Raw genomic sequence first — 24,911 nt, 5'->3', positions numbered from 1 at the left:
TACGTCATGGTGGTGTGCGGCGTCCAGAGGTGTGCGCCGGGGCAGCCGGCCGGCCAAGGCACGCCGTCAGCCCTGCACGGCCAGCACCAGCGGCAACACCCCCTGTGCACCGGAGCGCCGGAGCATGCGGGACGCGACCGCGAGGGTCCAGCCGGTCTCCGTGTAGTCGTCCACGAGGAGGACCGGGCCGTGGGCCTCGGCCAGGGCGGACGCGAGGGCGGGCGGCACGACCAGAGCCCCGTCGAGTGCCTTCAGCCGCTGGGCGCTGTTGCTCCGGGAGCCCGAGTGCGCGTCACCGGTGTACTCGACCGAGCCCAGCAGCGGCAGCCGGCCGATCTCAGCGATGCGGGCCCCGAGGGAGTTGATCAGCTGCGGTCGCGAGCGCGAGGCGACGGTGACGACGCCCGCCGGGCGTGGCCGGCTCTCCGGTGCACCCGGGGCCCAGCCGCCGGGACCTCTGGCCCAGTCGGCCAGTACGTCCACCACCGCCTTCGCCACGTCGTCCGGCACCGGCCCGTCGGGGGCCTGGGGTGCGAGCATGGGCCGCAGCCGGTTGCCCCACCCGATGTCCGACAGCCGTCCCAGTGCGCGTCCCGACGCGGCCTGTTCGCCGGCCGGGATGCGTCCCTTGAGGTCCACTCCGATCGCCGGCAGCCCGGTGGGCCACATCCGTCGGGGCTCCACTTCGACACCTGCCCGGCCCAGGTCCACACGCGCGGCGTCGAGCGCCTCCTCGGACGTGTCGACGGCGAAGCGCGGACCCGCGCAGTTGTCGCAGCGACCGCACGGCTTGGCGGCCTCGTCGTCCAACTGGCGCTGCAGGAACTCCATCCGGCAGTCGGTCGTCGTCGCGTACGCGCGCATGGCCTGCTGCTCGGCCTCGCGCTGACGTGCCACCCACGCGTACCGCTCGGCGTCGTACGTCCACGGCCGCCCGGTCGCGATCCAGCCGCCCTTGACGCGCTTGACCGCCCCGTCCACGTCGAGGACCTTGAGCATGGTCTCCAAGCGGGAGCGGCGCAGCTCCACCAGGGGCTCCAGGGCGGGCAGCGACAAAGGCTTCTCCGCGTGCGCGAGGATGTCGAGCGTGCGGCGCACCAAGTCTTCCGAGGGGAAGGCGAGCGACGCGAAGTACTTCCAGATCGCCTCGTCCTCCTTGCCCGGGAGCAGAAGCACCTCGGCATGCTTCACACCACGTCCTGCGCGGCCCACCTGCTGGTAGTAGGCGATGGGGGAGGAGGGCGAGCCCAGGTGCACGACGAACCCCAGGTCCGGCTTGTCGAATCCCATTCCGAGCGCTGAGGTGGCGACCAGCGCCTTCACCTTGTTCCCGAGCAGATCCTCCTCGGCCTGCTGACGATCGGCGTTCTCGGTCTTGCCCGTGTACGACGCGACCGTGTGCCCCCGCTGGCGGAGGAAGGCGGTGACCTCCTCGGCGGCGGCCACGGTGAGGGTGTAGATGATTCCGGACCCCGGCAGTTCGTCGAGGTGCTCGGCGAGCCAGGCCATACGGTGCGCGGCGTCCGACAGCCGCAGCACGCTCAGGCTCAGGCTGTCCCGGTCCAGCGGGCCCCGGAGCACCAGGGCGTCCGAACTGCCGCCGGTGCCGAGTTGTTCCGCGACGTCGGCCGTCACGCGCGCGTTGGCCGTGGCGGTGGTCGCGAGCACCGGAACTCCTGGTGGGAGGTCGGCGAGCATGGTGCGCAGCCTGCGGTAGTCCGGCCGGAAGTCGTGGCCCCAGTCGGAGATGCAGTGGGCCTCGTCCACCACCAGGAGACCGGTGGCGGCCGCGAGCCGGGGGAGCACCTGGTCCCGGAAGTCCGGATTGTTGAGCCGCTCGGGACTCACCAGCAGGACGTCCACCTCACCCGCGGCGATCTCGTCCTGAACTGCATCCCACTCCTCCGTGTTGGAGGAGTTGATGGTCCGGGCGTGGATGCCGGCCCGAGCGGCCGCCTCGACCTGGTTCCGCATGAGCGCGAGCAGCGGGGACACGATCACGGTCGGACCGCTGCCCCGCGCCCGCAGCAGCGACGTCGCCACGAAGTACACCGCGGACTTGCCCCAGCCCGTGCGCTGGACGACCAGGGCCCGGCGTCTGTCGGCGACCAGCGCCTCGATCGCCCGCCACTGGTCCTCGCGCAGCCGGGCCTCTCCCGAGACGTCCCCGACGAGACGGGTGAGGACCGCGTCGGCCGCCGCCCGGAGTTCCGCGTTGCTCGTGTGCTCCATGCGTTCCATACAACAGGACGGCACCGACATCCGGAGCGGCGCACCGAGGGTTGTGGACGAGCCGGCCTTGGCTGACGTGTCCCTGATCGGACTTATCCACAGGGTCAAGCGGAGGTTTGCGTTCCGCGAGATCGTCTTCGCATGACGAACCACAGCGAAACGACCGGATCCCCCGAGAACGGTGACATCACCGGGCCCGAGGCGCAGAGCGGGCACAACAACGGTGAACAGGGCGAGAAGGCGAGCGACGCGTCCCGGCTGCACGGCCCCGGCCCCGCGCACGACCGTCACGACGGCGAGCATCAGGTCACCCTGCGCACCCCGGCCGAACTGGCCGACGCCCTGCCGTACCTGCTCGGATACCGCCCCGAGGACAGCATCGTCCTGGTCGCCCTGCACGACAGGGACGGACGCGGGCGGTTCGGAGGCCGGGCCCGGCTCGGTATCCCCGCGAACGCGGACGACTGGCCGTCCGCAGCCCGGCAACTGTCCCATGGCCTCGTGACGGGCAGCGAGCGCCGAGGCGCACGGCCGGAGTCGATGGTCGCCTTCCTGTGCCAGGAACCGGACAAGGGCCAGACCGGCCGGCAGGTCATGGAGCGGCTGCGGCCCCTGGCCCAGAGGCTGCGCGTCGAGTGCGGTTCCCTCGGCGTGGTGGTGGTCGAGGCGCTGTGCATCTCGGAGGGCCGCTACTGGTCCTACTGCTGTGACAACGCAGCATGCTGCTCCCCCGACGGAGCCCCCATGGGCCTGCCCGGCACCTCCGTGCTGGCCGCGGCGGCCACCTACGCCGGTATCCAGGTCCGCGGCACACTGCGGGAGCTCCGGGCCCGGCTGCTGCCCTGGGAGAACGCCGCGGCCCTCGAGCAGGAGGCCGCCCTGGACACCGCCAGCATGGCGCTGGTGCCGAAGATCCTGGACGAAGCGGGCCGGGCCGCCGTGGCCGACGAGACGCTGGAACTGGCCGGGAGGGTCCTGGACCGCTTCGCCGAGGCGCAGCCCGTCTCCGGCGTCCTCCTGTCGGATCTCCGCGACGACGAACTGCTCGGGCACGACGAGGCCGCCCGGCTGATCCTCGGCCTCCAGGACCGAGCGACCCGCGACCGCGCGGCCGAGTGGATGGAGGGAGACGAAGCCGGGCGCGCCCTTCGCCTCTGGCGGGCACTGGCTCGCCGCTGCGTCGGGCCGTACGGCGAACATGCCGCTGCGCCGCTCACCCTCGCCGGCTGGGTCGCCTGGTCCACCGACGACGAACTGGAGGCTCGCGAAGCCCTTGCCATGGCCCTGGGCGCCGATCCCGACTACCTCTTCGCCCGACTCCTGCACCAGGCCTGCAACGAAGGCCTCGACCCGGAGTCGATCCGCAGCTGCCTGCGAGCGGAGCGCGAAGGCCGTGGGAGCGTGGGGACCGACCTCTTGGAAGCACGGGCGGACGGTGACGCGTCCGAGGAATGCGAGACGAGCGCGGCGCGGGACCTCGAGCGGCACGACAGTCCCTCACCGGTAGCGGCGCCCCCCGACCTCCGGCCCTTCGGTAAGCCTTCACGAGCAGTGGTGCCGGCCGGGGGCGAGTCGCACGACAGGCCTTCACGAGCAGTGGTGCCGCACGAAGGCGAGTCGCACGACAAGCCTTCACCGGCAGGGGTCCCGTCACGCCGTCGCCGCCGTTCCCGTCCCGTCGGCACCACCGGTGCAGCCCCCGGCCGTACCGGCGCGGAAGACCGTGACACGGGCGCCCGGACTCCCCGCCGGCGCACACCGGCGGGCACCGCACACCGTGCCGGTGCTACCGAAACCGGCCCTCGCCCAGGCCGTGCGGCAACGGCGGGTACCGCACGGCCCGGCAGCGTGCGAACGGGCGGCACGCGTGCGCGTACGTCCAAGAAGGCAGCCATGCCCTGCCGGGACACGGGCCAGGAAGGCGTACTGCCCGGCCACAGCACGGACGGCGAGGAGTGAGCTTCCGCCGGGCGGCGGCACCCAGGCGCGTGGGGCCGGGCCACGGGCGTGACTCGGAGGACGCTCCCGCCGTTCACCTAGATGGCGGAACGGCTGGACGCCGTGACGCCGCACTGCCCCTGCCCCGCCGGAGCCCTCCGGCACCGGCGCCGAACCCGATCGAGGCGCACCGAGCGCAGAGGAAGCCTTCCCATGCAACAGCCGACTCCGCCCTCCGCCGCCGACGGCCGCGGCCCCCAGGGCGGCCCCCCGCCGCCCCTCGGGGCGGATCTCGACCCGCCCGGGGCGGGGGCGCCGCGGGTGGGGGACCAGGTCGTCCCTCCGCGACCAGCGGCACGTGTCGACGGTTACGGACCGAGGTTCCCCGGCAGCTCGTCATACCCCTCCGCGCCCACCGGCCCCGACTCGCGCCCACCGTCGTCACCGGGACCGGGGCGTTCGTCCCCTCGGTGGGCAGGCCAGAATCGTCGCCCTGATACGGGCTTGGGATACGGCTCAGCCTCCCCGCCCATCGCTCAGGGGCGGAATCCCTCCCCCGGAGGGCACTCGTCGTCGCCCCCGCCCCGGGGGGCCACGATCCCCGGACTGCGCTGGTCCGCCGACTTGCCCCCCGCCCACACCGCGATGATCTGTGTCGCCCTTCCCGGCCTGGCCATCTCGACCGAGGAGGGACAGCTGACCGGCCGGGGTCTTGAGGGGTTCTACCGTGCCGGCCGGCGCGTGCTCTCCCGGTGTGAGGTCCGCGTCGCCGGACGAGAACCCCTCGCGGTACAGGCCCGCATGGCCTCGGCCGACCGTGCCAGGTTCGTGGGCACACTCCGCACCTCCCCGCAGGCGGGCCCGGACCCGGACCTGATCGTGGAACGGAACCGCTTCGCGGACGGCACGGAGCGGATCACCTTGCACAGCGCGGCTCCCCGCCCGCTGCGGCTACCGGTCGAGATCGTCTTGGGCACGGACCTGGCCGATCTCGGGGCGATCGCCTCCGGCAGCGCGGGGCCCGAACTCCCCGCCAGTGTCCACGGCTGCGGCCTGCGCTGGTCCTGCGCCACCGGCAACGCGTCCGTCACGGCCGAACCGCCTCCCTCGGACGCCCTTGCCTCGACCGGGCTGCTGCGGTGGGAGCTCGACCTGCCGCCCGGCGGCAGCAGAACCGTCGAACTGCGGGTGCGGCCGGACGGCGCGGGGCCCCTGCGAGCCATGGGACGCGCCGCGACCAGCCCTCTGGCCGCAGCGCGTGCGGAGGCCGACGACCTGAGAGTCCCCGCCCTCCTGCGGACGAGCATCGAGGACCTCCAGGCACTCCTTCTGCGTGACTCCGCGAACCCCGCCGACACCCACCTCGCGGCCGGGGCGCCCTGGCGCTGCGGTCTGGCTCCCGCCGACGCGCTCGTCGCCGCCCGGATGGCGCTGCCGCTCGGCACCGGCCTCGCCGCGGCAACGCTGCGGATCCTCGCCCGGACCCAACTCCCCGGATCCGGAACGCAGTCCGGAATGATCCCCGGCCCCAGAAGGGACGCCGGGCCGCACCTTCCGCCGCAGTGCACCGGAACAGAGGCCACGCTGCTCTTCCCCGCCCTACTCGCCGAGGCCCGCCGCTGGGGCCTCCCCGACCAGGAGACGGAAGAGCTGCTGCCCGCCGCCGAGCGCTGCCTGGCATGGCTGCGGACCACCGCGGGCGACGGCACGTACCTGCGCGACCCGAACCAGGGCGGGCTCGTCCGCTGCGAGACGCAGGCACACGCTCACCGCGCCGCCCTGCTCGGCGCCGACCTGCTCGACGCCTGCGGCCGGGCGGGGGGAGCGGCACTCCGGCAGTGGGCGCAGGCCTTACGGACCGCGTTCCGGCAGGACTTCTGGATCGAAGACCGTGGGGGCGGCCGGCCCGCGGCGGCCCGTGCGCCGGACGGCAGCCTGGTGCCCCACCTGGGCGCGGCCGCCGTGCACCTCCTGGACAGGGGCCTGCTGGGCGGGGGCGAGCCGGCGCCCGGCCTGCTCGACAAGGTCCGGACCGAGCACCTCGCCCGGCTGCTCGGCAGCCCGGTCATGGACTCGGGGTGGGGCCTGCGCGGGCTGGGTGCGAGGGAACCGGGGTTCAATCCGTTCGGCCACCGCGCCGGGGCCGTACGGATCCAGGAGACGGCACTCGCCGTCGCCGGACTGGCTGCCGCCGGCTACGAGAAGGAAGCGACCTCACTGCTGCGCGGCGTACTCGAGGCCGCTGAGACCTTCGCCCACCGGCTGCCCGAGATGTACGCGGGGGAGCAACGTACGGAAGGGAGCGCTCCGCTCCCGCACCCGGCAGCTTGCCGCCCCGCCGCCACAGCGGCGGCCGCCGGAGTCCTCCTCCTGACCACCCTCGCCGGGATCCGCCCCGACGCCCCGGCCGGGACGGTCACCCTGCGCCCCGTACGCAGCGCACCCCTCGGCGAGATCGGCTTCACGGGACTGCGCGTGGCGGGTGCCCCGTTCTCCGTACGGGTCAGCAGACTGGGCCTGGCCATGGTCGAGGAGGCGGCCGACGGACTGCAACTGGGAGTGTGACGTGCGACGACGTGCCCGTTCAGGACAAGAGGGCAGGCGGTGAAGTTCCTGCCGGACCGAAGTGGATCACTGGGTGAAGGGACCGGTGAAAGGAGTGTTTATCGTCAGGCAGACGACTATGATCGCCGCATGCCCTACGACCCGTCAGCGTTTCCGCCCTTCGCCGTCACCGTGGACCTGGTCGTGCTGACCGTGCGCCGCCATGCCCTGTGCGCGCTGGCGGTACGCAGGGGCGAACCGCCGTTCCAGGGGCGTTGGGCGCTGCCCGGCGGTTTCGTACGGGCCGACGAAGACCTGGCGCAGGCCGCGGCACGCGAGCTGGCCGAGGAGACCGGACTGCGTGTCCACGACCCTGCCGTTCCGGCCCAGGACAACGGCGCACATCTGGAGCAGCTCGCCACCTACGGAGACCCCAAGCGGGACCCCAGGATGAGAGTCGTCAGCGTCGCCCACCTCGCACTCGCTCCCGACCTGCCCGCGCCCAGGGCGGGCGGAGATGCCAGCAACGCCCGCTGGGCTCCGGTCGAGGAACTGCTGCAGCAGGGCGGCTACGGGCGTGACGCCGAGCCGGCCGCGCCGCTCGCCTTCGACCACGCGCAGATCCTCGCGGACGGAGTGGAGCGAGCCCGCTCCAAGATCGAGTACTCGTCGCTGGCCACCGCCTTCTGCCCGCCCGAGTTCACCGTCGGGGAACTGCGCCGTGTCTACGAGGCGGTGTGGGGCGTGGCGCTCGACCCGCGCAACTTCCACCGCAAGGTCACGGGCACACCCGGCTTCCTCGTCCCCACCGGTGGGACGACCACCCGCCAGGGCGGACGCCCGGCCCAGCTCTTCCGCGCCGGTGGCGCGACGCTGCTCAACCCCCCGATGCTGCGCCCCGAGGTGTGAGCGGCGGGCCGAGCGCGGGCGGTGCCGGGCCCGGAACTCGCTCCCCCCCGCAGCCCGGTCATGGGGGAGGGTCCTGCCGGAGGCAAGCCCTGCGATGCCCGAAAAACCGGACATAGCGCGCTATCTTGCTGTGAGTGATCCAGGCCTTCGGACTGACCAGCAACCCCCGCAAAGACCTTCCGCCCGCAGCCGAAGACGTCTCCTTCGAGGCGCGGGCGGGTCGCATCACCGCGCTGCTCGGAGCACCGGGCGCCGGCAAGACGACGGTTCTCAGACTCATGCTCGAACTCCAACAGGGTCGCGGCATCACCCACTTCCGGGGCCGCCCCCTGCACCGCATCGCCCATCCCTCGCGCGAGGTCGGCGTGCTGCTGGGCGACGTGCCCGGGCATCCCGCCCGCACCGTCCGCGGTCATCTGCGCATGCTGTGTGCCGCCGCCGGGGTCCCGGTCCGGCGTGCCGACGAAGTCCTCGATGCGGTCGGGCTCGTGAGTCTGCGCGACGAACGCCTCGGCACCCTCTCCCGCGGCATGGACCGCCGCCTCGGCCTGGCCTGCGTCCTGCTGGCCGACCCGCACACCCTCGTCCTCGACGACCCGGCCGCCGGGCTCTCCACCCGCGAGAGCGCCTGGCTGCACGGCATGCTGCGCGCCCACGCCGCCCAGGGGGGCACGGTCCTGTTCACCACGGCCGACCCCAAGGGGGCCGCCCGCACCGCCGACCGGGTCGTCACGCTGGAGCAGGGCAGGCTCGTGGCCGACCAGGAGGTGGCGGAGTTCTCGCGTACCCGCCTCCGCCCCCGTGTCGCCGTACGCAGCCCGCACGCGGCCCGTCTGGCAGCGCTCCTGGCCAAACAGGCCCGCACCTCACAGCGCTCCGTCGAAGTCGTCCGAGAGGGCGGCAACCGCCTTTCGGTGTACGGCGGTACCTGCGCGGACATCGGCGAGATCGCGTTCCGCCACGGCATCGTGGTTCACCAACTCGCCGACGAGGTCGGAGACATGGGGCCCGGTGCGGGCCTCGCTCAGCCAAGCGGGCCGCGTGAGGGAAGTCTCGCCGAGCACGGGCGCGTCACTGACACGCACCGGGCGCCCCTTACGCCCCGGCCCGGAGAGCCGGCATCGTCCCGCGACCCGTCGAGGCCGTTCGCAACAGATCTCACACCCCTCACAACCGAGCCGCGACCCACGCTTGAGCCGAAATCTCCCTCAGGCGCACCGGAGCAAGCCGCACCGGAGCAAGCCGCACCGGAGCAGGTCGCACAGCCGTCGCCTCCCTCCGCAGACCCTGCGGTCATCTCCACCGAGCTCCGACCCGCACTTGAGCCGCGACCCCTCGCTGACGCGCCCCGCCCGATCACAGGCGAGCCGTCGCTGTCCTTCGGGCACCCGCAGCCCGCCGCCGAGCCGCACGAACCCCTGGACGCCTCCTCGACCAGCCACCCGAGCGACGGTCCTTCGACGGCGACGGCGACGGCGGCCGCGCCCAGTCCACCCCGCCCCGGCACCCGCTCGGCTCGCACGCTCGACGCGCTGCCCCCTCTGCCGCCCCCCATCTCCGTCCGCCCCGCGCCCAGTCCCCTCCGCCCCCTGCGCTACGAGATCCGCCGTGCCGCCGGGATCGGTACCGGGTTCCTGACGGGGGCCGTCGTACTCGCCGTGTCCGCCGTCACCGCCGTCGTGCTCGCGCGCATCGGGCACACTCCGCAGCCGCGTCTGCTGGCCGCATGGCCGCAGGAGCTGCCCCTGCCGCCGGCGGCGCTCGGCGCGGGACTGCTCGGTGCGCTGGCCTTCGGCGACGAGTTCCGCCACCCCGCCCTGGCGGCGGACCGCGGCACCGTGCCCCGCCGGCTGGGGCTGCTGGCCGCCAAACTGGTCGTCGCCTCGGCCACCGCGCTCGTACTGGCCGTCCTCACCGTCGGCTGTGACGCCGAGGTGCTCTATCTCGTCTACGGACGGGAACTCGCCCAGGTTCCCGCCGACTGGCTCCCCCTGAGTGCGAGTTGGATCGGGCTCGTGGTCGGCTGCGCCTGGGCCGGCGTACTCGCCGCCGGTGTCTTCCGGTCCACGACCGCGGGACTCGCCGCAGTGGCCGCCGTCCCCCTCCTCGTCGTCCCCGTCGTGCACAAGCTCGTGAACGGACCGTCCGTGCGAACCGCGGCCGGACTTCCCGAGCGACTGCGAGAGACCCTCCTGCCGCGATGGCCCTTCGGGGGAGAGCGCTACTTGGAGGCCGCGCTCACGTTGATCTCCCAACCTGTGGGCGGGGCACTGACGTTGTCGCTGACCGCGCTGCTCTGCGCGTATCTGCTCACCACCCTGCGCAGCAGGTTCCGGTGACGACTGTCCGTAACCCTTAGTCCGGCCATGCGCACAACTCCCCGCAGAACGCCCATTTCTTTCCGATAAGGCGTCAATTGCGACGGGGTGAGCGATCACCCTTTCGTGTGCTTTTCACCAAAGACCTCAAGGGAGTTGGAGACGACGCCGACAAAGGATGCGTGAGTACCCTTGCGCACACCATGATGACCGCCGCCCGCTCCGCTGACTCCGGCCTCGCGAGCCCGGGCGAACTCAACCGCTACCCGTACGCCGAGGCGCCCGCCGTCGACCGCGTCGGGGTCCCTGCCTGGGACGGCGGGGACCCCGAGCTGGGCCGTATGGGCCGACGCGCCGCGGGCAGCCGCGGCCGCGGGCTGCACGGCCAGCTCGTTCAGCAACTGGGTCAGATGATCGTCTCCGGCGACCTGGGCGCCGACCGCCCGCTGGTGCCCGAGGAGATCGGCCAGCGCTTCGAGGTCTCCCGCACCGTCGTCCGCGAGTCCCTCCGAGTCCTGGAGGCCAAGGGCCTGGTGAGCGCCCGTCCGAACGTCGGTACACGCGTACGCCCCGTCAGCGACTGGAACCTCCTCGACCCGGACATCATCGAGTGGCGGGCCTTCGGGCCACAGCGCGACGACCAGCGCCGTGAGCTGAGCGAGCTGCGGTGGACGATGGAGCCGCTCGCCGCCCGCCTCGCGGCCGGGCACGGGCGCGAGGACGTCCAGCAGCGCCTCACGGACATGGTCGAGATCATGGGCCACGCGATGGCCCAGGGTGATGCGCTCACCTTCTCCCGCGCCGACTCGGAGTTCCACTCGCTGCTCATCCAGGTCGCGGGCAACCGCATGCTGGAGCACCTCTCCGGGATTGTGTCCGCGGCTCTCCAGGTCTCGGGCGGTCCGGTCACGGGCTGTGACCGGCCGAACGAGGCGTCCCTGGCGCACCACGGCCGCATCTGTGACGCCCTCGCAACCGGTGACGGGGCGGCGGCCGAGGCGGCCATGCGGCAACTTCTCACGGTCCATCCCGAGGTGGAACGGGTCGTGCCCGCCCCGCGCGAGCACTGACCGAGTTCCGCGGGCGGCGCGGCCGGGTGTGCCACCCCCCTCCTGTGGCAGTACCTGATCGGTGATCCGCCTCCCGTCGGACCCCGTGGGATCCTGTGATCCTGCGGGGTCCGACGGCGCGAAGGGGTCGGGGCTCGGCAGTGCGGCCGAGTCGCCACCGCATGTGACCTCTTCTGTCCGCGTCTGACCGTTTTCGTTCGCTTACGGGGTGTGACTCGGGCCACGCAGATTGGGCGTAACGCTCGCGGGATGAGCGCGATGACCTAAGAGGTGACAGCCGCGGAGGGAATACGGACGCCGTTCACGGCGCTGTGCATCCTCCCGGCCCCCGCCCGCGCCGTCGGCCCATCCCCAAGCCGGCGGTCGGCTCCTGTCCACTGTGGACGGGGCCGGAAGCCGTTTTCCAACGTTCCGAGAGGTTGTTCGTGTCGGCCAGCACATCCCGTACGCTCCCGCCGGAGATCGCCGAGTCCGTCTCTGTCATGGCGCTCATTGAGCGGGGAAAGGCTGAGGGGCAGATCGCCGGCGATGACGTGCGTCGGGCCTTCGAAGCTGACCAGATTCCGGCCACTCAGTGGAAGAACGTACTGCGCAGCCTCAACCAGATCCTCGAGGAAGAGGGTGTGACGCTGATGGTCAGTGCCGCAGAGCCCAAGCGCACCCGAAAGAGCGTCGCAGCGAAGAGTCCCGCCAAGCGCACCGCCACCAAGACGGTCGCGGCCAAGGCGGTGACCACCCGGAAGGCCACCGCCACCGCCACGCCGGAGGCGCCCGCCGCCGAGCCCGACGTCGAGGAGGAGGCGCCCGCCAAGAAGGCGGCTGCCAAGAAGACGACCGCCAAGAAGGCGGCCGCGAAGAAGACCGTCGCCAAGAAGACGGCGGCCAAGAAGGCCAGCGCCAAGAAGGACGACGCCGAGATCCTCGAGGAGGAGGTGCTCGAGGAGGCAGCCCCCGGCAAGGCGGGCGAGGAGCCCGAGGCTCCCGCCGAGAACGCCGGCTTCGTGCTCTCCGACGAGGACGAGGACGACGCGCCCGCGCAGCAGGTCGCCGCCGCCGGTGCCACCGCCGACCCGGTCAAGGACTACCTCAAGCAGATCGGCAAGGTCCCCCTGCTCAACGCCGAGCAGGAGGTCGAGCTCGCCAAGCGCATCGAGGCGGGACTGTTCGCCGAGGACAAGCTGGCCAACGCCGACAAGCTGGCGCCCAAGCTGAAGCGCGAGCTGGAGATCATCGCCGAGGACGGCCGCCGCGCCAAGAACCACCTCCTGGAGGCCAACCTCCGTCTGGTGGTCTCCCTGGCCAAGCGCTACACCGGCCGCGGCATGCTGTTCCTGGACCTCATCCAGGAGGGCAACCTCGGTCTGATCCGCGCGGTCGAGAAGTTCGACTACACCAAGGGCTACAAGTTCTCCACGTACGCCACCTGGTGGATCCGTCAGGCGATCACTCGCGCCATGGCCGACCAGGCCCGCACCATCCGTATCCCGGTGCACATGGTCGAGGTCATCAACAAGCTCGCGCGCGTGCAGCGTCAGATGCTCCAGGACCTGGGCCGCGAGCCCACCCCGGAGGAACTGGCCAAGGAACTCGACATGACCCCCGAGAAGGTCATCGAGGTCCAGAAGTACGGTCGCGAGCCCATCTCGCTGCACACCCCGCTGGGCGAGGACGGCGACAGCGAGTTCGGTGACCTCATCGAGGACTCCGAGGCAGTCGTCCCGGCCGACGCGGTCAGCTTCACCCTCCTGCAGGAGCAGCTGCACTCCGTCCTGGACACCTTGTCCGAGCGCGAGGCGGGCGTCGTCTCGATGCGCTTCGGCCTCACCGACGGTCAGCCCAAGACCCTCGACGAGATCGGCAAGGTCTACGGCGTCACGCGTGAGCGGATCCGCCAGATCGAGTCCAAGACCATGTCGAAGCTGCGCCACCCGTCCCGTTCGCAGGTGCTGCGCGACTACCTCGACTGAGCGAGGTCGTACGACACGAAAGGCCCGGCCCCCGAGGGGGACCGGGCCTTCGCGGTGCTGCCTCGTCGCGGGTGCGGGGTGTCACCCGGTGGATCACTCTGGGTGTCCCACGGACACCACGGAGTGAGGAGTGAGTATGCGTCGACTGGCCCGAGCTTGGGTCCTGCCGCTGGTCCTGGCCGCAGCGGTACCCGCCCTGTCAATGGGCTCCAGTGCCCCTTCGGCCGCCGACAGTGTGGTCATAGGAGGCTTTCCCGTCGAGGCGTCCCAGAGCCCGTGGACGGTGGCCCTGTCCAGTCGTGACCGGTTCGGAGGTACGCGCGCGGGGCAGTTCTGCGGCGGTGTGGCGGTCGGCCGCACCACCGTGCTCACCGCGGCCCACTGTCTGGACGAGGGCGTCCTGGGCGTGCCGTCGGAGCGCGTACGGGACCTCAAGGTCATAGCCGGGCGCACGGACCTGCCCTCGGGCCACGGTGGCCAGGAGGTCGCCGTGCGCCGCACGTGGGTGAACCCGGCCTACGACGGTGTGAGCAATGCCGGGGACTTCGCCTTGCTCACACTGGCCGAACCGCTCCAGGGCGACTCGATCATCACCATGGCGGCCGATGGTGACCCCGCGTATGCGGCGGGTGGGACCGCGACGGTGTACGGATGGGGCGACACCTCGGGTGTGGGTGATTACCCGGACAGCCTGCGGGCGGCGCGCGTGCGTGTGCTCCCCGACGCGCTGTGCGAGGAGGCGTATGCGGGCGGCTCGGACGGCACCTACGACGCCACGAGCATGCTGTGCGCGGGGGAGGCCGAGGGAGGCCGGGACGCCTGCCAGGGCGACAGCGGGGGGCCGCTGGTGGCCCAGGGGCGGTTGATCGGGATTGTGTCCTGGGGGATCGGCTGTGGCCGGGCCGGTAACCCCGGGGTGTACGTGCGGGTGTCCGACATCATGCGGACGCTCGGCTGGACACGGGCGCCAGAAGGCGTGTGAGGCGGCCTGGAAGAGCCTGCGCGGGGTTGTGGCACGAAGACGGGCGGCTGCCTCTGTGGGAGAGGCAGCCGCCCGTCCACCGGCCTGTGCCGGGCTGGCTCGTCGTCGGACGCGAGGTGTCAGCGCTCTTCTTCGGAGGCGTTCTCGGGAACGGACGTGAGCCGCTCCGTCTCGTCCTGTATCTCAGCGGCGATCTTCTTGAGTTCCGGCTCGAACTTGCGCCCGTGGTGGGCGCAGAAGAGCAGCTCTCCGCCGCTGAGCAGGACGACGCGCAGGTACGCCTGGGCGCCGCAGCGGTCGCAGCGATCAGCGGCCGTCAACTGGCTCGCAGGGGTCAGAACAGTAGTCACGTCGCCTCTTCTCTAGCTCGACGAGCTGTCGTACCAGGGTCAACATCCAACCAGCCCCAAAACGTTCCCGCTCGTGGCTTTTCCTCGAAAGAATCTTTGCGAGGCGGCTGTCTGCTGCCGGTTGGCGGCGAATGTGCCGTATTGCGTGTCTATGTGTCTTACGGGGCTTCGCGTTGTATCGGTGGTCGGTCCTCCCGGCTGGGTTGCCGGTTGTTCATGAGGACGTGCCCGGAGCCTAAATGGTTCATGCCTGGAAGGGAACGTGATGTGTACTTCACTCCATCGAGGCATCGAACACGCATGCGAGTCTGGACTAGTGTGAGTTTCCGACGAGGGTGGCGTTACAACGGCTCTACCAGGCCTCTGTACCCTCTCACCGGTGACCGAAGCCGCGCCCTTACCCATGAGGGCCCCATCTGAAATTCAGCGAGGAGCGAACCGCGTGACCGCCGAGACGTCCGTGCCGTCCACAGCTCTGCTGGCAGGAGCAGACCGGGACGGGTCCAACTACACCGCGCGGCACCTGCTCGTCCTCGAGGGGCTCGAGGCCGTGCGCAAGCGCCCGGGTATGTACATCGGGTCGACCGACAGCCGTGGCTTGATGCACTGCGTCTGGGAGATCATCGACAACTCCGTCGACGAGGCCCTGGGCGGGTACTGCGACCACATCGAGGTGATCCTCCAGGACGACGGCTCGGTCGAGGTCCGGGACAACGGCCGGGGCATCCCGATCGACGTCGAGCCCAAGACCGGCCTCTCCGGTGTCGAGGTCGTCATGACCAAGCTGCACGCCGGCGGCAAGTTCGGCGGCGGCTCATACGCCGCCTCCGGCGGCCTGCACGGCGTGGGCGCCTCCGTGGTGAACGCCCTGTCCGCCCGACTGGACGTCGAGGTGGACCGCGGGGGCCACACCCACGCGATCAGCTTCCGACGTGGTGTCCCCGGCGCCTTCGCCGGGAACGGCGCGGAGGCCAAGTTCGAGGCCAAGAGCGGCCTGCGCAAGGCCAAGAAGATCCCGAAGACCCGCACCGGCACGCGCGTGCGGTACTGGGCCGACCGCCAGATCTTCCTCAAGGACGCCAAGCTCTCCCTGGAACACCTGCACCAGCGTGCCCGCCAGACGGCGTTCCTGGTGCCCGGCCTGACCATCGTCGTGCGCGACGAGTACGGGCTGGGCGAGGGCGGCAGCAAGGGCGAGGAGTCCTTCCGCTTCGATGGCGGAATCAGCGAGTTCTGCGAGTACCTGGCGAACGACAAGCCGATCTGCGACGTCCTCCGCTTCTCCGGACAGGGCATCTTCAAGGAGACCGTCCCCGTCCTGGACGACCACGGCCAGATGACACCCACCGAAGTTACCCGCGAGCTCGGCGTCGACGTCGCACTGCGCTGGGGGACGGGTTACGACACGACACTTCGGTCGTACGTCAACATCATCGCCACGCCCAAGGGCGGCACCCACGTCGCCGGCTTCGAGCAGGCCGTCGCCAAGACGATGAACGAGGTGCTGCGCACCAAGAAGCTCCTGCGCGTCGCCGAGGACGACATCGTCAAGGACGACGCCCTGGAGGGCCTGACCGCGGTCGTCACCGTGCGCCTCGCCGAGCCCCAGTTCGAAGGCCAGACCAAGGAGGTCCTCGGGACCTCGGCGGCCCGCCGCATCGTGAACAACGTGGTCACGAAGGAACTCAAGGCGTTCCTGACGTCCACGAAGCGGGACGCCGCCCAGCAGGCCCGTGTCGTGCTGGAGAAGGCAGTCGCCGCAGCGCGTACGCGCATCGCCGCCCGGCAGCACAAGGACGCGCAGCGCCGCAAGACGGCCCTGGAGTCCTCCTCGCTGCCCGCCAAGCTGGCCGACTGCCGCAGCGACGACGTCGACCGCAGCGAGTTGTTCATCGTCGAGGGCGACTCCGCGCTCGGCACGGCGAAGCTCGCCCGGAACTCCGAGTTCCAGGCGCTGCTGCCGATCCGCGGCAAGATCCTCAACGTTCAGAAGTCCTCTGTGACGGACATGCTGAAGAACGCCGAGTGCGGCGCGATCATCCAGGTCATAGGAGCCGGCTCGGGCCGGACCTTCGACATCGACACCGCCCGCTACGGCAAGATCATCATGATGACCGACGCCGATGTCGACGGTTCGCACATCCGCACCCTGCTGCTGACGCTGTTCCACCGCTACATGCGGCCCATGGTCGAGGCCGGCCGGGTCTTCGCGGCGGTGCCGCCGCTGCACCGCATCGAGATCGTCCAGCCGAAGAAGGGGCAGGACAAGTACGTCTACACGTACTCGGACCGCGAACTGCGCGACACGCTCATGGAGTTCCAGAGCAAGGGCATCCGCTACAAGGACTCGATCCAGCGCTACAAGGGCCTCGGCGAGATGGACGCAGACCAGCTGGCCGAGACGACGATGGACCCGCGCCACCGCACTCTGCGCCGGATCAACCTCTCCGACCTGGAGGCCGCCGAGCAGGTCTTCGACCTGCTGATGGGCAACGACGTGGCGCCGCGCAAGGAATTCATCTCCAACTCGGCGGCGACGCTGGACCGGTCGCGGATCGACGCGTAGCCGCTGCGCCGACTGCTGCCGACTACGGCCGGGTGGGTTTCGCGACCCGCTCGGTGCCGCAGCGGTCCGCAATACATGGCGCCGGGCTGCCGTCCCGGCCGTGCCGTGCGTCTCTCCACCCCCGGGTGGAGAGACGCACGGCGGGGAATCCACCCACGATCCACCCAGGCTCCGATTCCATGACCTGGCGCATTCCGTAGCGTCGAAGGCGTCGGCGGCAGTCGCTGCCGGCATCTCCCTTTCTCGCTGACGGAGGCTGTGATGGGGCTCGCCGCCACCCTGCTCGTCCGGTCCTGCATCCTGGCCCGGCGCGGACAATCCCTGTGCCCTGGCGTGCCGCTGAGCGGGGCGTACGGTGACGGCACGACCCGGCCCGTGGGGAGGGAGCGCGTGTGAAGGAGAACGCCTGGACACGCTGGCCCTCGCGGGAAGCGCTCAGCCGCGAGGGACTCTCGACCTCCCGGTGCGTGCTGGCCTGGTCGGTACGGGGCCTGGTCCTCGGCCTGCTGCTGTGGGGCGCCTTGGTCGACAGTCAAGGGCTCGGCTGGAAGACGGCGGCCGGTGTCGCGGGCGTGCTTCTCGCCGCGCTGCTCGCCAGAGAGTTCTTCCGCACCACGCTCCAGCACCGGCTGTGGCCGTCGCTGGCGTCTTTCGCGCTGCTTCAGGGCATCGCCGTCGCGGCACATGTGTCGGGGTTCTCGCTGGCCGCCCTGGTGATGTGGTGCGGGTGCGCTGTCGCGGCACTGGAGCGGCTGCCCCCGACGGCCGCCTTCATCGCAGCAGGTGTGGCCTTCGGTTCGTACGGGTCCGTCATCGACGCCGACCTGCTGACGACCGTCGTCAACGGAGTCGGCGTCGGCCTCGCCGGATACACCCTGCGCCTCGACGCCGAGGCCCGTGGCAGCGCCCAGCGGCTGCTCGCCCAGGAGCGGGCCGCGCGCGCGGCCGAAGCGGAGACGGCGGCGCTGGCCGAGCGGGCCCGCATAGCGCGCGAGATCCACGACGTACTGGCCCACAGCCTCTCGGCGCAGCTCGTGCACCTGGAGGCGGCCCGGCTGCTGATCGAGCGGGGAGGGGAACGGGAACAGGTCCACGAGCGCGTGGTGGCGGCGCGGGAGATGGCGCGGGGCGGCCTCGCCGAGACCCGGCAGGCGCTCTCCGCCTTGCGCGGGGAGCTGACTCCGCTGGAGGATTTCCTGAGCGGGCTGGTGGGCACGGTAGGGGGCGCCGAGGTCACCATCACGGGTGAACGGAGGGCGCTGCCCACTGAGGCTTCCCAGGCCGTGCGCAGAGCGGCTCAGGAGGCTCTGACGAACGTCCGCAAGCATGCACCGGGCGCCAAAGTCCGCGTCATGCTCGACTACCGTCCGGACGAAGTGACCCTGGATGTACGGGACTCGGGCGGCTCGCCGGGCGAACTGACCGGGACGGGCGCCGGGTACGGTCTGCTGGGCATGCGGGAGCGTGCCGAGCTGCTGGGCGGTTCCCTCGAGGCCGGGCCGGGCGGGGAGGGGTTCGTGGTGACGTTGAAGGTGCCGGTATGACGCAGGATCCCGAGCGGAAGCCCGCCCGAGTGGTCGTCGCGGACGACCAGACCGTGGTGCGGGAGGGCATCGTGATGCTGCTCGGTCTGCTGCCCGGGATCGAGGTCGTCGGCGCCGCGGCAGACGGGGAGGAGGCGGTGGCGCTCGTCGCCGGACTCGCTCCGGACGTGGTGCTGATGGACCTGCGCATGCCCCGCTGCGACGGAGTGGAGGCGACCCGCCGGATCCGCGCGGAGCACCCCGGGACGCAGGTCGTGGTGCTCACGACGTTCGCGGACGACGAGTCGCTGTTCCCGGCGCTGGCTGCTGGTGCGCGCGGTTATCTGACCAAGGACGCGGACGGGGACGAGATCGTGCGGGCCGTGCACAGCGTGCTGTCGGGTGACGCGGGCCTCTCACCGGGCATTCAGAGGCGGCTGCTGGAGCGCCTGGCGGAGGCCGAGCCCAGACCGGCCGCGCCCTCCGGGCCACCGGACGGACTCACCGCCCGGGAGACGGAGGTACTGCTCCTGATCGCCGAGGGGCTCAGCAACCCGGAGATCGCCCGGCGGCTGCATGTCTCCACCGCGACCGTGAAGACGCACATCAACAACCTCTTCACCAAGACCGGGCTCAAGGACCGTGCGCAGGCGGTGCGTTACGCCTACGGCAAGGGACTCGTGCGGCCACCAGCGGGTTAGTCACCTGATGGGGTGAAGAGCGGAGGGAAGAAGAGTCGGGGATCTTCCCGTTCTGTCCATCCTTGGGCATGCAGCCAAGCAAGGGCCGTCCCCGTGGCGGCGGGGCCGGCCAGGAGAATCGGGTCGAGCCTCTCGACGGTCATGACCCGGTCCCGGCCGAGGAGGCCGGACAGCTCAGGTACGACGATCCCTGGTACGACGCCCTGGCCTCCGGCTGGGGCGAGTCGGACGCCGACGGGGCTCAGGCTCAACCGATGGTTCCGTCGGCACGGACGGGGGACGGGACGGGGGCCGCGGCGGCCGACGTGTACCTGGAAGTGCAGCGCAGTGCGGCCTTTCAGGAGGTGCGGCGGCGATACCGGAGGTTCGTGGTGCCGGCGTTCGCCGCGTTCTTCGCCTGGTACGTGGGGTACGTCGTGGCTGCCACGACCGTGCCGGAGCTGATGGCGCGGCCCGTGGCGGGAGCGGTGAACGTCGCGATGGTGGCGGGGCTCGGGCAGTTCCTGTCCACGTTCCTGCTCACCTGGGCGTACGCACGGCACGCGCGGCTGCGCAGGGACCGAGCCGCGCTCGAACTGCGGTGGGACACACAGGAACTGACACGTGGCGTGAGCGGTGGTACGTCGTGACGGGGGAACACCAGACGCTGGCGCTGCTGCTCTTCAGCGCGTTCGTCGCGGTCACGCTGGGGATCACCACATGGGTCAGCCGCAACCGGCGTGGCTCGGCGGAGGAGTTCTACGCGGGCGGGCGGCTCTTCTCACCCATGGAGAATGGTTTTGCCATCGCGGGTGACTACATGTCGGCAGCGTCCTTCCTGGGCGTCACCGGACTCATCGCGCTGTTCGGATACGACGGGCTGCTGTATGTCGTCGGGTTCCTCGTGGCGTGGCTGGTGGTGCTGTTCCTGGTGGCCGAACTGGTCCGCAACTGCGGCCGGTTCACGCTCGCCGACGTCGTGGCGGCCCGGATGAGGGAACGGCCGGTACGGATCGCGGCGGGAACCTCCTCGGTCACGGTGTCCGTTCTGTACCTGGTGGCACAGATGGTCGGCGCGGGCAGCCTGGTGGCGCTGCTGCTCGGGGGCACGAGCGACGCCGCGCGAGCCTGGACCGTCATCGGCGTGGGCGCGCTCATGGTGATCTATGTGTCGTTGGGTGGGATGCGGGCGACCACGTGGATCCAGATCGTCAAGGCCGTTCTGCTGCTCGGCGGCACGATCGCGCTGACGGCGCTCGTCCTGATGCGATTTCACGGCGACCTGAACCGGTTGCTGCTCACGGCGGCCGAGCGCAGCGGGCACGGGGCAGCGTTTCTGGCGCCGGGGCTGAAGTACGGCGGGGACTGGACCGCTCGTTTCGACTTCATCAGTCTGGGGCTGGCTCTGGTGCTGGGTACGGCGGGGCTGCCGCACATCCTGTCCCGCTTCTACACCGTGCCGACCGCGCGCGCCGCCCGCCGTTCGGTCGTCTGGGCCGTCGGGCTCATCGGCGGCTTCTACCTCATGACGATCGTGCTCGGATTCGGTGCGGCCGCTGTCCTGGGCCCCGACGCGGTGCGCGGGTCGAACGCGGCGGGGAACACGGCGGTCCCGCTGCTGGCGCTCGATCTGGGCGGTGGGGCGGGATCCACCGGCGGCACGGTCCTTTTCGCGATCGTCGCCGCGGTCGCCTTCGCCACGATCCTCGCCGTGGTCGCCGGCATCACGCTCGCGTCCTCGGCGTCCGTGGCCCACGACCTGTACGCGTCTCTGCGGCGCCGGGACGGGAAGCCGCGCAGCGAGGTGGCGGTGGCCCGTGTCGCGGCCGTCGGCGTCGGCGTGGTGGCGATCGCCCTCGGTCTGCTGGCGCGGGACCTCAACGTGGCGTTCCTGGTGGGCCTGGCCTTCGCCGTCGCCGCGTCGGCAAACCTGCCGGTGCTGCTCTACTCCCTGTTCTGGCGCGGCTTCACCACTCGGGGCGCCGTGTGGGCCGTCTACGGCGGTCTGGTCCCGGCCGTGGTGCTCGTGGTGCTGTCACCGGTGGTCTCGGGCAGCCCGGACTCGCTGTTCCCGGGCATCGACCTCCAGTGTTTCCCACTGCAGAACCCGGGTCTGGTCTCGATTCCCCTGGGCTTCCTCGCGGGCTGGCTGGGCACGGTCACCTCGACGGAGGTCCCTGACGAGGCCAAGCACGCGGAGACCGAGGTGCGGTCGCTGACCGGGGCGGGAGCGGCGTAGGGCTGCTGCCCTCGTTGGCGTGGGAATCATCACCGAGTTCGTAGACAGGCCGACAGGCGGACGTCCTAGCCGCGGGTCGCCCACACGTAACGGTGTTCCGGGCGGCCCGCGTCGCCGTACTTGAGGGTCAGTCTGGCCCGTCCCGTGCGCTCCAAGAGCTTCAGGTAGCGCTGGGCGGTCTGGCGGCTCACCCCGGTGCGCTCGGCGATCTCCTGGGCGGACAGGGGCCCGTCCGCGTGCATCAGAGACTGGCGGACCAGCTCCGCGGTGGTGGGGGAGTGCCCTTTGGGCAGGTCGGGCTCGGACGGCGCCGACAGGGCCCCGAAGATGCGGTCCACCTCGGCCTGTTCCGCCTCTCCACCACCGTCCAGGGTGCGGCGCAGCTCCGCGTAGGCCTCCAGCTTGGCGCGCAGGCCGGCGAAGGCGAACGGCTTGACCAGGTACTGCAGTGCGCCGTGCCGCATCGCCGCCTGCACGGTGGAGACGTCCCGGGCCGCCGTCACCATGATCACGTCGGTCTGGTCACCGCGCCGCCGCATCTCCTGGACGACCGCGAGCCCCGTCGCGTCAGGGAGGTAGTGGTCCAGCAGCACGAGGTCCAGCCGGGGCAGCGTCTCCAGCCGGTGCAGCGCCTCCGCGGCGCTGTGGGCCTCCCCGGCCACATGGAAGCCCGGCACCTTCTCGACGTAGGCGGCGTTGACCCGCGCGACCCTCATGTCGTCGTCCACGACCAGGACCTCGATCATCTCGACTCCTCCTCGGCGGTCTGCGGAGCTGACGGCACGGTCGATACGGCCGGTTCGGGCCCCGGCTCGGCCAGCGCCTCGGGCAGGACGACGGTGAACTCCGCGCCCCCGCCGTGCGCCTCGCCGACGGTCGCGCTGCCACCCTGCCGCTCCGCCAGCCTGCGCACCAGGGAGAGTCCGATACCCCGCTCGCGGTGAGCCGGCGGCTTCTTCGTAGACCATCCCGTGGTGAAGATCAACTCCCGGTGCTCCGGCGGGATCCCCGGCCCGGTGTCGCACACCCTGAGCATCGCCGTACGCCCCTCGGTGCGCAGTTCGACCTCCACGCGCGCGTGCGGCTTGCCGGCGACGGCGTCGAGGGCGTTGTCGACCAGGTTCCCCACGACGGTGACGAGCCCCTGCGGGTCGACCAGCCGGTCGGGGAGCCGGGTCCGGTCCGACACCCACAGGGCGACGCCCCGCTCGGCCGCGACGGTCGCCTTGCCGACCAGGAGGGCGGCGATCAGCGGGTCCTCGATCCGCTCGGTGACCTGTTCCGCGGTGGCCCGGTGGTCGCCGACCACCTCGCCGACGAACTCGACGGCGTCGTCGTACATCTCCAGTTCGAGCAGCCCCAGAAGCGTGTGCATCCGGTTGGCGTGCTCGTGGTCCTGGGCGCGCAGGGCGTCGATCAGGCCGTGGGTGGAGTCCAGTTCGCGGCCCAGCTGCTCCAGCTCGGTGCGGTCGCGCAGGGTGGCCACGGCGCCGCCGTCGTCTGTGGGCATGCGGTTGGCGACCAGCACCCGCTGCCCGCGCACGGTGAGCAGATCCGTGCCGGTGACGCGTCCGGCCAGCACATCGGCCGTACGGCCCGCGCCGAGCGCCTCGTCGGGCGTACGGCCCACCATCGTTTCCCCCAGGCCCAGCAAGCGCTGCGCCTCGTCGTTCACGAGGCGGATGCGGCCGGTGCGGTCCAGGGCGACGACGCCCTCCCGGATGCCGTGCAGCATCGCCTCGCGTTCCGACAGAAGCGCCGCGATGTCCGAGAAGGCCAGGTCCCTGGTCTGCCGCTGAACCCGTCGGGAGGTGACCCACGCGGCCAGCGCGCCCACGGCCAGGGCACCGCCGGCGTACGCGAGCAGCCCCGGGATCGCGTGGATCAGGCGGGCACGGACGCTGTCGTAGGCGATGCCGACCGAGACGGCCCCGACGACGGTGCCGTCGCTGTCGCGCAGCGGCACCTTGCCCCGGGCGGAGCGGCCCAGTGTGCCGCTGTCGATCTCCATGACCTCCCTGCCGGCCAAAGCCTGTCCGGGGTCGGTCGAGACGATGCCGCCGATCTGCTTGGGGTCCGTGTGCGACCAGCGCACGCCCCGCCAGTCCATCACCACGACGTACTCGGCCTTGGTGACCTTCCGGATCCGCTCCGCCTCCTTCTGCACCGGGCCGTTCGGCGAGGGAGGCGTGTCCCTCACCTCGGCCGCGAGCCCGGGCTGCTGCGCGGTCGTCTGCGCGATCGCGAGCGCGCGCCGCATCGCCTGGTCGTCCAGCTGGTTGCTGAGGGGCGCGAGGAACAATCCGGTCGCGAGCACCGCGACTCCCGCGGCGATCGCCACCTGCATCAGCAGGACCTGCGAGAACACCCGCCGGGGCAGGCCGAGGCGCAGGCGGCGTGCGGGGGGAGTGGGGCTCATACCCAAGACCGTACGTGGGGCCGGCCACCTGCCCTAGACGGGTGTGGCGTGGATCTCCAGATCAATGTGTGCAGAGGCAGTGCCACTGTATGAAGCGGCGGCATCCATGCTTGATGGACGGCATCCATGGTGGACGCGAGGGGGCCCTGCCGGACGGGCCGGCGCGGTCCGAAGGCGAGCCGGACGGTCAGCCGGCCAGCGCCGTCGCCAGCCTCGCCTCGCGCACCGCCACCACGTCCATCCGCGCGGGCGAGCCGAGGACGGACGCCCCGCAGCTCTCCGGTCGGGGCGGCAGGGCCGCGCTCTGGGCCACGTCGACCTGCCAGCGGCGTCCGTCGATGTGGGCGACGGTCACCTCCCAGCGCGGGGCCGCACCGGACGTCCGGACGACACTCAGCGCCTGGGCGTCGTATTCGCCGGTCCTGGTGCGCACGGCGAGCTCGGCGGCCTGGCCCGGCCGTTCCCAGGCCGAGCTGCCCCGGCACCCCTCCACGACGATCCGCCCCTCCCGGGCGCCGTGCAGGACCTCCTTGAGGGAGTGAGCCTCGGCCCGGCCGTACGCGTACCCGTACGGCAGTACGAGCACCGTGGGGGAGAAGCGGTGACCACCCAGATGGGTGACCTCCCAGACGCCTTCCACCCCGGACGTCGCCAGCTCGGCCGCGAGGGGCCGGCCCAGGAGCGCGCAGCAGCGGTCACGCTTGCCGTTGGTGCAGACGAGGGCGAGCGGGTCACCGTTGTGAGGCCGGCCACCGAGCAGCGCGTCGAACGTGCGGTGGTCGCCCCGGCCGAGAGCGGCGAAGTCGAGATCGAGCAGTTGCCCGGGGGCCGAGGTCGAGGCGCTGTGCAGCCACACGTTTCCCGGGACGACGTGCGCCGCGTACACCCGGCGTGCTGCGGGCATGCGGCGGTCCGCGTGGCGCCCGGGGCGGCGGATGAGCGCGATGCGGACGCCCGTGTCCTTCGCGGCAGCCTCCAGGGCACGCCCCAGGGCGGGGTCCAGGTGGCTCGAAGTGAGCGCCTTGGCGCCCCACGGACCGGGCTGTTCCAGCAACAGCCAGGTCCTCGCGGTGGCCGCGGTTCCCGAAACGGGCTCGTCGAAGTTCCGGGAGACGCTTGAGCACGTACTCACAGAGGTGAGCCTAACCTGACTTCGGTCGCGGCGACTTTCGGC

At 71.5% G+C, this 24,911-nt stretch carries 17 protein-coding genes; 12 read left to right on the top strand and 5 right to left on the bottom strand.

Translation table 11 applies throughout. The features are described 5' to 3' along the window. Nucleotides 1–66 precede the first annotated feature (66 nt). Nucleotides 67–2,232 carry a RecQ family ATP-dependent DNA helicase gene (locus IO24_RS0111895; protein WP_031134799.1) on the bottom strand — a complete coding sequence of 722 codons (2,166 nt, stop codon included), beginning with the start codon at nt 2,230–2,232 and terminating at the stop codon, nt 67–69. A 141-nt stretch (nt 2,233–2,373) separates the two neighbouring features. On the opposite strand from IO24_RS0111895, the gene IO24_RS0111885 reads away from it, so the two are divergent. The 7 genes from IO24_RS0111885 to IO24_RS0111855 all read left to right on the top strand — a co-directional run bounded on the left by IO24_RS0111885 (nt 2,374) and on the right by IO24_RS0111855 (nt 13,960). Then, nucleotides 2,374–4,191 carry a DUF4192 domain-containing protein gene (locus IO24_RS0111885; protein WP_037667763.1) on the top strand — a complete coding sequence of 606 codons (1,818 nt, stop codon included), beginning with the start codon at nt 2,374–2,376 and terminating at the stop codon, nt 4,189–4,191. Nucleotides 4,192–4,815: 624 nt separating this feature from the next. Then, nucleotides 4,816–6,735, top strand: a complete 1,920-nt coding sequence (locus IO24_RS0111880; protein WP_045296090.1) for a glycogen debranching N-terminal domain-containing protein — start codon at nt 4,816–4,818, stop codon at nt 6,733–6,735. 129 nt (nt 6,736–6,864) lie between these two features. Then, nucleotides 6,865–7,623, top strand: coding sequence for an NUDIX hydrolase (locus tag IO24_RS0111875; RefSeq protein WP_031134793.1), 759 nt, complete (start codon nt 6,865–6,867; stop codon nt 7,621–7,623). Between the two features lie 134 nt (nt 7,624–7,757). Beyond that, nucleotides 7,758–9,962 carry an ABC transporter ATP-binding protein gene (locus IO24_RS0111870; protein ID WP_031134791.1) on the top strand — a complete coding sequence of 735 codons (2,205 nt, stop codon included), beginning with the start codon at nt 7,758–7,760 and terminating at the stop codon, nt 9,960–9,962. A 161-nt stretch (nt 9,963–10,123) separates the two neighbouring features. Then, the gene (locus IO24_RS0111865) at nt 10,124–11,011 is read left to right on the top strand and encodes a FadR/GntR family transcriptional regulator (protein ID WP_078899177.1); all 888 of its coding nucleotides are present in this window, start codon (nt 10,124–10,126) and stop codon (nt 11,009–11,011) included. Nucleotides 11,012–11,436: 425 nt separating this feature from the next. Further along, nucleotides 11,437–12,978, top strand: coding sequence for an RNA polymerase sigma factor (locus IO24_RS0111860; protein ID WP_031134788.1), 1,542 nt, complete (start codon nt 11,437–11,439; stop codon nt 12,976–12,978). Between the two features lie 136 nt (nt 12,979–13,114). Further along, nucleotides 13,115–13,960, top strand: coding sequence for a S1 family peptidase (locus IO24_RS0111855; RefSeq protein WP_031134787.1), 846 nt, complete (start codon nt 13,115–13,117; stop codon nt 13,958–13,960). A gap of 119 nt (nt 13,961–14,079) precedes the next feature. Here the strand turns inward: IO24_RS0111855 and IO24_RS0111850 are convergent, their stop codons facing one another. Further along, a complete protein-coding gene (locus IO24_RS0111850) occupies nt 14,080–14,310 on the bottom strand; it encodes a DUF7455 domain-containing protein (protein WP_031134785.1) in 231 nt (76 codons plus the stop codon). 442 nt (nt 14,311–14,752) lie between these two features. Between IO24_RS0111850 and IO24_RS0111845 the strand changes: the two genes are divergently transcribed. From IO24_RS0111845 to IO24_RS0111820, 5 genes are all read left to right on the top strand, one after another. Next, on the top strand, nt 14,753–16,876 hold the full coding sequence (locus tag IO24_RS0111845; RefSeq protein ID WP_031134783.1) for a DNA gyrase/topoisomerase IV subunit B: 2,124 nt from the start codon (nt 14,753–14,755) through the stop codon (nt 16,874–16,876). 392 nt (nt 16,877–17,268) lie between these two features. Beyond that, nucleotides 17,269–18,420 carry a sensor histidine kinase gene (locus tag IO24_RS0111835; protein ID WP_031134781.1) on the top strand — a complete coding sequence of 384 codons (1,152 nt, stop codon included), beginning with the start codon at nt 17,269–17,271 and terminating at the stop codon, nt 18,418–18,420. Then, nucleotides 18,417–19,100: a response regulator transcription factor gene (locus tag IO24_RS0111830; RefSeq protein ID WP_031134779.1), complete on the top strand. Its 684-nt coding sequence runs from the start codon at nt 18,417–18,419 to the stop codon at nt 19,098–19,100. The genes IO24_RS0111835 and IO24_RS0111830 overlap by 4 nt, the downstream gene beginning before the upstream one ends. 68 nt (nt 19,101–19,168) lie before the next feature. Further along, on the top strand, nt 19,169–19,729 hold the full coding sequence (locus IO24_RS0111825) for a DUF485 domain-containing protein (protein ID WP_031134776.1): 561 nt from the start codon (nt 19,169–19,171) through the stop codon (nt 19,727–19,729). After that, entirely contained in the window at nt 19,726–21,318 is a 1,593-nt protein-coding gene (locus IO24_RS0111820; RefSeq protein WP_031134774.1) for a solute symporter family protein, read from the top strand. The genes IO24_RS0111825 and IO24_RS0111820 overlap by 4 nt, the downstream gene beginning before the upstream one ends. Nucleotides 21,319–21,383: 65 nt before the next feature. On the opposite strand, the gene IO24_RS0111815 is transcribed toward IO24_RS0111820, so the two are convergent. From IO24_RS0111815 to IO24_RS0111805, 3 genes are all read right to left on the bottom strand, one after another. Further along, the gene (locus IO24_RS0111815; protein ID WP_031134773.1) at nt 21,384–22,064 is read right to left on the bottom strand and encodes a response regulator; all 681 of its coding nucleotides are present in this window, start codon (nt 22,062–22,064) and stop codon (nt 21,384–21,386) included. Then, on the bottom strand, nt 22,061–23,737 hold the full coding sequence (locus IO24_RS0111810; RefSeq protein WP_031134772.1) for a sensor histidine kinase: 1,677 nt from the start codon (nt 23,735–23,737) through the stop codon (nt 22,061–22,063). Before IO24_RS0111810 ends, IO24_RS0111815 begins: the two co-directional genes overlap by 4 nt. Nucleotides 23,738–23,924: 187 nt before the next feature. Further along, nucleotides 23,925–24,869: a sucrase ferredoxin gene (locus IO24_RS0111805; protein ID WP_031134770.1), complete on the bottom strand. Its 945-nt coding sequence runs from the start codon at nt 24,867–24,869 to the stop codon at nt 23,925–23,927. Between the last annotated feature and the right edge of the window lie 42 nt (nt 24,870–24,911).

This window comes from Streptomyces flavovariabilis (assembly GCF_000725785.1).
Classification (GTDB): Bacteria; Actinomycetota; Actinomycetes; order Streptomycetales; family Streptomycetaceae; genus Streptomyces; species Streptomyces hawaiiensis.
This window is presented reverse-complemented; position numbering and strand designations above follow the sequence as displayed.

Bases quoted from the DNA above. Each gene is read 5' to 3' on its own strand.
- IO24_RS0111895 (WP_031134799.1), bottom strand. From the start codon at position 2,232: ATGGAGCACACGAGCAACGCGGAACTCCGGGCGGCGGCCGACGCGGTC.
- IO24_RS0111885 (WP_037667763.1), top strand. From the start codon at position 2,374: ATGACGAACCACAGCGAAACGACCGGATCCCCCGAGAACGGTGACATC.
- IO24_RS0111880 (WP_045296090.1), top strand. From the start codon at position 4,816: ATGATCTGTGTCGCCCTTCCCGGCCTGGCCATCTCGACCGAGGAGGGA.
- IO24_RS0111875 (WP_031134793.1), top strand. From the start codon at position 6,865: ATGCCCTACGACCCGTCAGCGTTTCCGCCCTTCGCCGTCACCGTGGAC.
- IO24_RS0111855 (WP_031134787.1), top strand. From the start codon at position 13,115: ATGCGTCGACTGGCCCGAGCTTGGGTCCTGCCGCTGGTCCTGGCCGCA.
- IO24_RS0111830 (WP_031134779.1), top strand. From the start codon at position 18,417: ATGACGCAGGATCCCGAGCGGAAGCCCGCCCGAGTGGTCGTCGCGGAC.
- IO24_RS0111825 (WP_031134776.1), top strand. From the start codon at position 19,169: ATGCAGCCAAGCAAGGGCCGTCCCCGTGGCGGCGGGGCCGGCCAGGAG.
- IO24_RS0111815 (WP_031134773.1), bottom strand. From the start codon at position 22,064: ATGATCGAGGTCCTGGTCGTGGACGACGACATGAGGGTCGCGCGGGTC.
- IO24_RS0111810 (WP_031134772.1), bottom strand. From the start codon at position 23,737: ATGAGCCCCACTCCCCCCGCACGCCGCCTGCGCCTCGGCCTGCCCCGG.